The sequence below is a fragment of the Sinorhizobium sp. BJ1 genome, from assembly GCF_002531555.1.
Lineage (GTDB): Bacteria > Pseudomonadota > Alphaproteobacteria > Rhizobiales > Rhizobiaceae > Sinorhizobium > Sinorhizobium fredii_B.
The window spans coordinates 1-8,970 of sequence record NZ_NWTH01000072.1 but is presented as its reverse complement, the minus strand read 5'-3'; the positions used below and the strand labels follow the sequence as shown (position 1 = coordinate 8,970).

11 protein-coding genes and 1 pseudogene are annotated in these 8,970 nt (G+C 58.6%); all 12 read left to right on the top strand.

Features of this window, described 5'->3' with window-relative positions; genetic code table 11:
- A pseudogene (locus CO676_RS33600) lies at positions 1 to 222 on the top strand (hypothetical protein); the annotation flags it as partial.
- Positions 222 to 383, top strand: coding sequence for a hypothetical protein (locus CO676_RS35635; RefSeq protein ID WP_179875763.1), 162 nt, complete (start codon positions 222 to 224; stop codon positions 381 to 383). The pseudogene CO676_RS33600 and the gene CO676_RS35635, both read left to right, overlap by 1 nt.
- A gap of 71 nt (positions 384 to 454) precedes the next feature.
- Positions 455 to 976, top strand: coding sequence for a 3'-5' exonuclease (locus tag CO676_RS33595; RefSeq protein WP_179875762.1), 522 nt, complete (start codon positions 455 to 457; stop codon positions 974 to 976).
- 74 nt (positions 977 to 1,050) lie between these two features.
- Positions 1,051 to 2,109, top strand: a complete 1,059-nt coding sequence (gene dnaN, locus CO676_RS33590) for a DNA polymerase III subunit beta (RefSeq protein ID WP_097524230.1) — start codon at positions 1,051 to 1,053, stop codon at positions 2,107 to 2,109.
- Between the two features lie 14 nt (positions 2,110 to 2,123).
- Positions 2,124 to 2,300 carry a hypothetical protein gene (locus CO676_RS35630; protein ID WP_179875761.1) on the top strand — a complete coding sequence of 59 codons (177 nt, stop codon included), beginning with the start codon at positions 2,124 to 2,126 and terminating at the stop codon, positions 2,298 to 2,300.
- A complete protein-coding gene (locus CO676_RS33585; protein WP_097524229.1) occupies positions 2,300 to 3,247 on the top strand; it encodes an oxidoreductase in 948 nt (315 codons plus the stop codon). The genes CO676_RS35630 and CO676_RS33585 overlap by 1 nt, the downstream gene beginning before the upstream one ends.
- Positions 3,248 to 3,625: 378 nt before the next feature.
- Positions 3,626 to 4,108, top strand: coding sequence for a sigma-70 family RNA polymerase sigma factor (locus tag CO676_RS33575; protein WP_097524227.1), 483 nt, complete (start codon positions 3,626 to 3,628; stop codon positions 4,106 to 4,108).
- A gap of 525 nt (positions 4,109 to 4,633) precedes the next feature.
- A complete protein-coding gene (locus CO676_RS33570; RefSeq protein WP_245424643.1) occupies positions 4,634 to 6,382 on the top strand; it encodes a DEAD/DEAH box helicase in 1,749 nt (582 codons plus the stop codon).
- Between the two features lie 58 nt (positions 6,383 to 6,440).
- Entirely contained in the window at positions 6,441 to 6,641 is a 201-nt protein-coding gene (locus CO676_RS33565; protein ID WP_097524226.1) for a helix-turn-helix domain-containing protein, read from the top strand.
- Positions 6,604 to 7,422, top strand: coding sequence for an HNH endonuclease (locus CO676_RS35035; RefSeq protein WP_144340249.1), 819 nt, complete (start codon positions 6,604 to 6,606; stop codon positions 7,420 to 7,422). The genes CO676_RS33565 and CO676_RS35035 overlap by 38 nt, the downstream gene beginning before the upstream one ends.
- A 206-nt stretch (positions 7,423 to 7,628) precedes the next feature.
- Positions 7,629 to 8,087, top strand: coding sequence for a hypothetical protein (locus CO676_RS33560; protein ID WP_097524225.1), 459 nt, complete (start codon positions 7,629 to 7,631; stop codon positions 8,085 to 8,087).
- Entirely contained in the window at positions 8,084 to 8,827 is a 744-nt protein-coding gene (locus CO676_RS33555; protein WP_097524224.1) for a hypothetical protein, read from the top strand. Before CO676_RS33560 ends, CO676_RS33555 begins: the two co-directional genes overlap by 4 nt.
- Positions 8,828 to 8,970: the final 143 nt, after the last annotated feature.

The following is an 8,970-nucleotide window of genomic DNA, read 5'->3' as shown; positions in this document are numbered from 1 at the left end:
GCCAAGATCGGCCTCGGCAAGGCGCAGAATGGCTATCCGGCCCGCGCCGAGGTGAAGCGCTATTATTTCGAGGACGAGGGGAACGTTCCAGAGCCGGCGATCGACGCCGTACAGCCGACACCCGCCGCTGCACCCGCCAACGACAACCGCCAGGCTGCAGCACGTCCAGCCGCAGCTGCGGCACCTGCCGGCGGCGCTCGCAAGAATCCGTGGAGTAAGTGATGGGGTGGTCGCAAGTTGCATACCTGATGCTTACTGCGCTAGGGCTTGGCGTGAACCTGGCAAAGCACGGCGAGCCTCGGCCGGCCTATAGCATCTGGAGTGCGCTAGTCGGGGCAGCAATATGCCTCGGCATTCTCTACTGGGGCGGCTTCTTCGGCTAACCACAACCGGGCCGCTGCACCAACGGCGGCCCGTAACCCACCACACAAGAGGAGCAAATATGCGCGATCTTATGATCGATATCGAGACGCTCGGCACTGCACCTGGCAGCGTCGTTCTGAGCATCGGAGCCGTCACGTTCGATGCCGAAACTGGCGAGTTCGGTGAGGAGTTCTATGTTGCCATTGAGCCATCCAGCGCGGTGGCAAACGGACTGACCATGGACGTCTCGACCATAAAATGGTGGATGGAACAGTCGGCAGACGCGCAAGCTGCGGCGTTCTCTGGCACGGCTCACGCGACCACGGCGCTTCTAGCGCTCTCGGAGTTCGTTAAGGCGGCGGGCGCAACCCGAGTCTGGGCCAAGCCACCGTCCTTCGACCTTGTGTTGCTGGAGTCGGCCTTCCGATCCTGCTTCGTCGATATTCCATGGCACTACAGGACGCCGCGCGACGTGCGGACGTTATTCGATATCACTGGCGCCGCACAGCCAGACGTCGGCACGGCGCACAACGCTCTCGACGATGCGAAGTCGCAGGCGCTTGGCGTTGTTGAGGCTTACCGCATCTTGGCTGCTCGCACGCTCGCCGCCTAACCAACACTGCCGGGTGGCCCACCACCATCCGGCATTCACCACACGCGGGACAACCCGCAGCAGAGGAGACCAACATGCGCCTTTCAATAAGCCGCGCCAATCTGACGCGCGTCATTGGCGCCGTCAGCAAGGTGGTGGAGAGCCGGAACACGATTCCGGTACTCAGCCATCTGCTTCTATCCGCCGACGGCAAGCAGCTTCGCGTCACCGGCACGGATCTCGACATCACCGCCACGGCCAGCGCCGAGGCCGACGTGCATGCGTCGGGAACAATCTGCGTCGACGCCAAACTGCTCGGCAGCATCGCCGCGAAGGCTGGCGCCGATTCCGTCGAACTCAGCCTGGAGGGTGACAAGCTCATCGTAAAATCAGGTCGTAGCCGGTTTTCTTTGGCGACGTTGCCGGCAACGGATTTCCCCACGCCCCCCGACGGCAAGTACGACGCGACGTTCGACCTCGACATTGCGGCGCTGTTTGCGCCTGTGCAGTTTGCGATTGCCGTAAACGACAACCGGAAATTCTTGGAGGGCGTCTACTTCCATACGAAAAAGGGTGTAGCCGTAGCCGTGGCGACGAATGGCCATCGGCTGTCGAGACACCTCGGCGAGTCGTTGCCCGAGTTCAAGGGCATCATCGTCGGGCCGAAGACCGTCTCCCTTCTGCCGAAGGGAGTTGCGCGTGTGTCGGTGAGCGAGCAAAAAATCCGCATCGAGCAGGGCGACTTCACACTCACTAGTAATCTCGTCGATGGCGAGTATCCAGACTACGAGCGCGTAATCCCCGCAGGGAATGAGTTCATCGCCTGCGCCGACAAATCAGACATCCTCAAAGCTTCAGACCGAGTCGCTACGGTCAGCAGCGAACGCGGTAGCGGCGTCAAGCTCACCGTCGCGCCGGGTTCTATCGCGCTTTCCGTTCGCTCTCAGGTCGGCGCAGCACAGGACGAAGTGCAGGCGGAATATAGCGGAGAGCCGATCGAGATTGGCTTCAATGCGATCTACCTCAGGGACGCGCTGCAAGTCTTCCCAGACGGCCAAGTGGAGATTGCTCTTAACGACGGGATGTCGCCCGCACGCATTACGTCTCCCGTCGCGCCGTTGCTCGACGTCACTCTCATGCCGATGCGCGTTTAAGGGGGATTTCTGACATGAACGGAGAAATAAAAGCACTCATCGAAGAGGCAATCGCAGACCTTAAAAATGGCGACGTTGACGCGGCGCTCCTTGTTCTGGAGAGGACGATTCGGCCCAAGTTCAACGCGCCGCATGAGGCCCGCGAAGCCTATCAGTGGGACGTGGCCGAAAGGAATGGGTGGCTTCTGTAATGGCCCCCATCCCCAAGCCGACTCCCTCAACCCTTCGCCTCGTCCAGCAAAGGCTGGAAGAGAACAACGACCAGTGGGAATCCGTCGGCGTTCCCGCTGGTGACATCGGTATAGAGTGCGACCGTCAAATCTGGCTTGCTTTCCGGCGCGCGTCAGTGCCGGAGTTTATCGACTGGCGGAAGCGTCGGATTTTCGAACGCGGCGAGATAGAGGAGGAGCGCCTGCTCGACCTGCTGCGGCTGGCCGGCTGCGAAGTCTGGGGCCAACAGGACCGAGTGCGCGCTGCTGGTGGGCACTTGCGCGGCAAGATCGACGGCCGCGTTCTGGGGCTTCTTGAGGCGCCGAACACCGAGCACGTCGTCGAGTGCAAGTCGGCGAAGGAGGAGTACTTCAAGCCGGTGAAGAAGCACGGCGTCAAGATCGGCATGCCGAAACACTACGCCACCTTCCAGTTCTACATGTACGGCCTTGGTCTCAATCGCGTCTACTACATGATGAGTTGCAAGAATACGGAAGACTTGCACTTTGAGCGTGTGCACTACGATGCGGAATTTGCTATGCGGCAGGTCGCGCGCATCGAACGCATCATCAACATGCCGGAGCCGCCGTCGCGCCTCTGCACCAAGCGAGACGACTTCCGCGGAAAGTTCTGCCGGCAGGCCGAAGTCTGCTGGGGTGAGGTTATGCCGCGTTCGCACTGCCGATCGTGCATTCATGCCACGCCGCTGATGGACGGCAACGCGGGATGGGATTGCAGCCGGTGGAGCAAGCCTCTTTCACTTGCCGAGCAGGACGCAGGCTGCCCTGCCCATTTGTTTATTCCGAAGATGCTTGCTGGATACGAACAAGTCGACTGCGACCCCGAAAACGAGACGATCACCTACCGCACACCCAGCGGTGCCCTCTGGATCGACGGCGCAGCGAACGACAATGAGGACGCGGCATGAGCAAAAAGCCGCGCCCAATTTGCCCCATCTGCGGAGAGCGATCCAAGCGGACCATGACGCAATACGGCCGGCGGCACGACTGCTGCGGTCTGTGGTCGTGGGGCAATAAGCCGCTGGCAGATGCCGAGACGCACGAAGCGCGCAAGGAGGCTCACCGCGTATTCGATCAGCTTTGGCAGGCTGGATACCTGGCTCGCGGCGAGGCTTACCGCGCTTTGTCATGGGCGACAGGGTGGCCGGAGAGTGACTGCCACATGATGCATATGCCGAAGGAGCGGGCGCGATTGGTGCCTGCCGCAGTTCGCAAGATTTGGGCCGTCATTGACGGCCGCCACCAAGACACCACAGCCTAGCCGCACCACATAATGAGGAGACGATATGACAGACCGCCCAGCCTGGTATGACCAGAAAGTCATTGACTACATGCCGTTTATTAAGCGGCTAGCGTACAAAGCCCGCAGGAGAGGTGGCGCTGACGACTTGGCGCAAGACATCTACGTCGCAGCAATGAACCGCTGGCGCATATACCGGGACGATTACAAATTCGGGACGTGGATTGTGCTTGTGGCGCGCCACGTCATCGGCGACCAGCGACAGAAGGCTGGCCGGATGAAGCGAACGGTCGATCTGGTCGACCTCGATAAGTGCGTCGCGTCGACACCCGCCACCCAACTAGATTACGCCGAACTCTCCGAGACGCTGCGGCGCCTCTCCGGCACAAGAGATAGCGACGTACTCATGCGCATCGCTATGGGTGATGAGCTTGCCGAGATCGGGGCGGACTACGGCATTTCGAAGGAGCGCGTGCGGCAGCTTGGTGAGCGTGAGCGCGGTCGATTGCGCAAGAGGGTGGCGGTATGACGGCCAAGAAGGATTTGACTGGGCGTGTTTTTGGTAGACTCAAAGTCATAGCGCCAGCGCCTAAGAATAAAAAGGGCAAGACCATGTGGATGTGCAAATGTTCGTGCGGCGGGGAGTCAGTTGTTCAGACCTCCATGCTTACGACAGGTCACACCGCATCATGTGGCTGCCTGATGCGGGACGTGAACCGCAAGCGCGCCATTGATCGCAACACTGTGCATGGACACAACACTCTCGCATACAAAAGCCCAACCTGGCAGACTTGGCACGCGATGAAATGCCGCTGCGAGCAGCCAAGCCACGTAAGCTACCCGCTGTATGGAGGGAGGGGGATAGCGATATGTGATCGGTGGTCAAATAACTTTTCCGAGTTCCTAGCCGACATGGGCGAGCGTCCGAACGGGATGACCATTGAAAGAATTGACGTAAACGGAAATTACGAGCCCGGTAACTGCCGGTGGGCGACGGGAACGGAGCAGCAGCACAACCGTCAGGATAACTGGTGGAGGTGGGCATGCAACGACAATGGGGAGTGGGTTCGTGTTGCAGCTTAGGGAGTATCAACGCGCCAGCCTCGATGCTCTCTACGCCTACTGGGCAGAAGGAGGCGGCAACGGCCTGATCGTCCTGCCGACGGGCGCTGGCAAGGCGCTCGTCATCGCCAAGCTCATCGAGGAATTGCTGGCCGACTACCCGGATATGCGGATCCTGAATGTTACTCACGATTCGCGTCTCGTGGCCCAGAACTTCAAGGAGTTCATAGGCCTCTCGCCGTTCGCCCCGGCTGGTATTTTCTCGGCCGGTTTGAAGCGGCGCGATGCTCGCGCGCAGGTGCTCTTCTGCGGCATCCAGTCTGTTTGGAACAAGGTTGAGCAGATCGGGAACGTCGACCTCATCATCGTCGACGAGGCGCACGCCATCTCACGCAATGCCAATACCCAGTACGGCAAGTTCTTCAAGGCGGTACGCAAGCATAATCCTGATAGCCGCGTCTGCGGGACGACCGCAACCGACTTCCGCATGGATTCTGGCCGCCTTACCGACGACTTGGACGACGACGAAGCGGTTGACGAGAACGGTGCACCAGTACGATTCAAGCTGTTCCACGACGTCGTCTATGAGGCCAAGCTTGGCGACCTGATTGAGCAAGGTTACCTGACGCGGCTCACCAGCCAGAAGACGGCGGCCAAGATCGATCTCAAGGGCATCGGCACGCGTGGCGGTGAGTACATCCCAGGCCAGGTCGCCGAGGCGGCAGAGCGCATCATCGAGGAGGCCATCGCCGAGGACATGATCGCGTCCGGAGGTCGGCGCGCCGGTTTGTTCTTCAGCACCAGCAAGGAGAACGCTCGGCATGTCGCGGAGGCCATCCGTCGGCATGGTCGTACATGCGCCGTCCTCACCAGTGACAATGCGCACGAGACGGACAAGATATTCACCGACTTCCGCGCCGGTAAGATTTGGGCCATCTCGTCGGTCTCGATGATCACGACGGGGACTAATTTCCCGTTCGTGGACTTCATCTCGCTTTTGTTGAGCACCAAAAGCGCAGGCAAACTTGTGCAGATTTTGGGCCGCGGAACGCGAAATTCGCCAGGGAAAACCGACTGCCTCGTTGCCGACCACGGCCGGAATTTGGCCTACCATGGGCCGATCGATCAGATTCAGCCGCGAGAGCCAGGTAAGGGAACAGGCGATCAGCCTCGCAAGCTTTGCCCGCAGGATTCGAAGGACACGGAGGGCAAGACCGGCTGTGGCGAGCTCATCCCGATTTCGCAGATGACGTGCCACTGCTGCGGCTACATCTTCCCGCCGAGCGAGGAGGAGAAGATCACGGCTCGCGCCGATACGACGCCCGTCTTGTCTTCGGAGAAGCCATGGCATGAGGTGCGGTCGAGGACGTTCCGCCATCATCCAGGCAAAGAGGGGAAGCCCGATTCGATCAAGTGCACATACATGGTCGGGCTGAAGTCTGTGAACGAATGGCACTGCTGCGCGCATTCCGGGTATCCGAAGAGCAAGGCCGACAGGTGGTGGGCGGCGCACGGCGGCCAAAGGCCATTCCCATCGACGGTGATGGAGTGGCTAAGCCGCCAGCACGAGCTCCGAGACACGGTTGAGGTGCAGTTAGATTACAGCCGCAACAGTCGATACCCAGACGTCGTCGCTCACCGCGTCGGAGAGTTGACCGCCGCTAACGATAATCAAGCCGAGCCTGCAAACGACAACAAGCCAAGCTGGGCTTGGGAGCTTGAAGATTCTATTCCATTCTAAGGAAAAATCATTACACTACCCTTGATCAACCAATGAAAAATCATTATATAGGTGATGTATGGACAACGATGAATTTCGGGCCATTCGCAAGCGCCTCGGTTTGACCCAGGCGCAGCTAGCCACCGTTCTTGGATATCCGCACGTGATGCAGGTTTCCGAGATCGAACGCGAAACCAATCCAAAGCCAGTGCCAAGGCATGTGGCAATGTTGATGAGGGCTTATGACGAGGGATATCGGCCAAAAGACTGGCCAGGATGACGGCAAGGTCTGCACAAAATGTGGTGAATGGAAGATTCTGAGTGGATATTACGGAGACAAATATGGGCGACTAGGGAAGAAATCGATATGTATTGAGTGCGGGAGGGCGCCGCTAAAAAAGTGGAAGGAGGAAAACCCCGACAAGGTAGCTGCGGCATCTAAGCGGAGTGCAGCCAAGAATGCAGAAAAAATAAAGATAAAGGGAAAGGAGTATTACGAACGAAACAAGGAAAACATACTGGTTAAGGCGTCGGAGTATCGATCGGCCAACAAAGACGCAATAAAGATTTCAAAGAAGAAACATTACGAGAACAATCGAGATGAAGTAATTGCAGCTTCACTGAAGTGGGCCGCAGATAACCCGGAGAAAGTAAGGGAGAGGGTTCAGAGGTCAAACAAAAAGCGTCGGAAATCTTTAAAAATACGGCTAGAAGAGTCAGTCAGTACGTACATGCGCCGCGGACTTCTAGGAGGCTCGGCAGGGGAGCGGCGGACATTCGAAATACTGGGATACACATCAGAACAGTTAAAGCGCCACATAGAGGCACAATTCGTAGATGGCATGACATGGGGGAACTGGGGAATACGTGGCTGGCACATCGACCACATCGTGCCCTTGACAGCTTTCAACTACGAGACTCCAGACGATCCTGACTTCAAGAAAGCTTGGGCCCTATCAAATCTTCAGCCGCTATGGGCCGCAGACAACATTCGAAAGAGCAATCGGATGCCCGACAAAAATCCACAAGTACCACTTTCGGGTACGTTGACAAATTTGTAGAGCCAACGTATTTCTCCGGCATCAACAACGGAGGGATTCGCAATGGCGAATGCAAACTCGACGAGAAGAAGACTTCAACGACCTGGCTACAAGAGAAGACGGCCGGCGCGCGGGCGCTGTGAGTAGCCGGAGACGGTTGACAAATTTGTAAAACAGACATATGTTGGCGCTACCGATGCCGACACACACCACAAGAGGAGACGAAGATGAGAAGAAGACGATTCAGCGAGATTATCCCGCTGGTAGAGCATTACCTCGCTATCGGCGAGAAGGAAATCTACCTCGACGGCAATGATCGGGACTTGCCGTGGGGCGATGTTAAGAGCGTGATTACAGGCGGGTGTTTCCGCCTAAATGGGCCGTCTTCGGCGCGCGCTATCGCGCCGCACGAAAGCGGCCTGACGTTCACATGGTTCATCGATTTCGAAGGAAACGACGCCAACGGCACAGGAACGAACCAGTTCAGCGCCGAAAACATGCTCGGCGCGGCCAGCAAGATGCCGGCAGAGGCGTGCGCTGAATTCGCGCGCATGCTCGCCAAAGAAGTCTGGCCCGCTGTCAAGAAGAACACAGACGACATTCGCGACGCGCTCCGCAGGCAGGAAGACAGCCTCGCGATTCTTCAGTCGATCATGATTTCGGTTGGCAAGCAGGTGTCCGCATGAGACCCGCCCCCGCAATCGCCACGGTCGCCGACGACTTCAACCCGCTAGCCGTCAAGGGGCACAATCAATCCCCTTTTGACATCATCCGCCAGGAAATCGAAGACCTTTACGACGAGGCGCGCAATTTCGCCGACGGCGAGCCGATTGCATCCCAAGAGATGCACGACGCCATCGAGCGGCTGCGCGACAGCATCCACGACGCCGGCAAGCGAGCCGATGCTCTGCGAGTCGAGGAGAAGCGCCCGCTGGATGAGCAGGTTAAGTCTATCCAAGACCGCTACAATCCTTTCATCCAACCCAAAAAAGGCAAGGTCGATATAGCCAAGTCCGCCCTCGACGCCTTGCTCACTCCATGGCGCACCCGCATCGCGCAGGAAAAGGCCGCAGAGGCGGCGCGTGTGGCGGAAGCAGCGGAGGCGGCTAGGGTAGCCGCGACGGAAGCCATTCGCGCGTCCTCGGGCAATCTCGCGGAGCGGGAAGCTGCTGAAGAGTTGCTGGCCGATGCGAAGAAGTTAGAGCGCCAAGCGGGCAGAGCGAACAAGGCCGCCACGACGGGAACGGGGCTGAGGACAGTCTGGAAAGCCGAGCTGGTCGACGAGGCTGCCGCGCTCGATTGGTTCTACGGCGAGCGCCCTGATGCTTTCCGCGAGCTTATCCAGTCGCTTGCCGATGAATCGGTGCGGCGTGGGGTTCGGAAGGTGCCGGGGTTTAATGTCGTTGAAGAGAAGAGGGCGGCGTGATGGTTGGATTCAACGATCTGAAAGACAAGACTGTCGCGTGGCTCGGCACAAAGCCCGACGAAAAGACCATTCACGTCGAGTTCGGGCCGATGGAGGACGACGGCCGCACGTTTTGGGTCATCAATGGCGCATGGGATGGTGTT

Excerpts from the sequence above, each read along its gene's own strand:
- CO676_RS35635 (WP_179875763.1), top strand. The coding sequence starts at position 222 with ATGGGGTGGTCGCAAGTTGCATACCTGATGCTTACTGCGCTAGGGCTT.
- CO676_RS33595 (WP_179875762.1), top strand. The coding sequence starts at position 455 with ATGATCGATATCGAGACGCTCGGCACTGCACCTGGCAGCGTCGTTCTG.
- dnaN (WP_097524230.1), top strand. The coding sequence starts at position 1,051 with ATGCGCCTTTCAATAAGCCGCGCCAATCTGACGCGCGTCATTGGCGCC.
- CO676_RS35630 (WP_179875761.1), top strand. The coding sequence starts at position 2,124 with ATGAACGGAGAAATAAAAGCACTCATCGAAGAGGCAATCGCAGACCTT.
- CO676_RS33585 (WP_097524229.1), top strand. The coding sequence starts at position 2,300 with ATGGCCCCCATCCCCAAGCCGACTCCCTCAACCCTTCGCCTCGTCCAG.
- CO676_RS33575 (WP_097524227.1), top strand. The coding sequence starts at position 3,626 with ATGACAGACCGCCCAGCCTGGTATGACCAGAAAGTCATTGACTACATG.
- CO676_RS33570 (WP_245424643.1), top strand. The coding sequence starts at position 4,634 with ATGGGGAGTGGGTTCGTGTTGCAGCTTAGGGAGTATCAACGCGCCAGC.
- CO676_RS33565 (WP_097524226.1), top strand. The coding sequence starts at position 6,441 with ATGGACAACGATGAATTTCGGGCCATTCGCAAGCGCCTCGGTTTGACC.
- CO676_RS35035 (WP_144340249.1), top strand. The coding sequence starts at position 6,604 with ATGACGAGGGATATCGGCCAAAAGACTGGCCAGGATGACGGCAAGGTC.
- CO676_RS33560 (WP_097524225.1), top strand. The coding sequence starts at position 7,629 with ATGAGAAGAAGACGATTCAGCGAGATTATCCCGCTGGTAGAGCATTAC.
- CO676_RS33555 (WP_097524224.1), top strand. The coding sequence starts at position 8,084 with ATGAGACCCGCCCCCGCAATCGCCACGGTCGCCGACGACTTCAACCCG.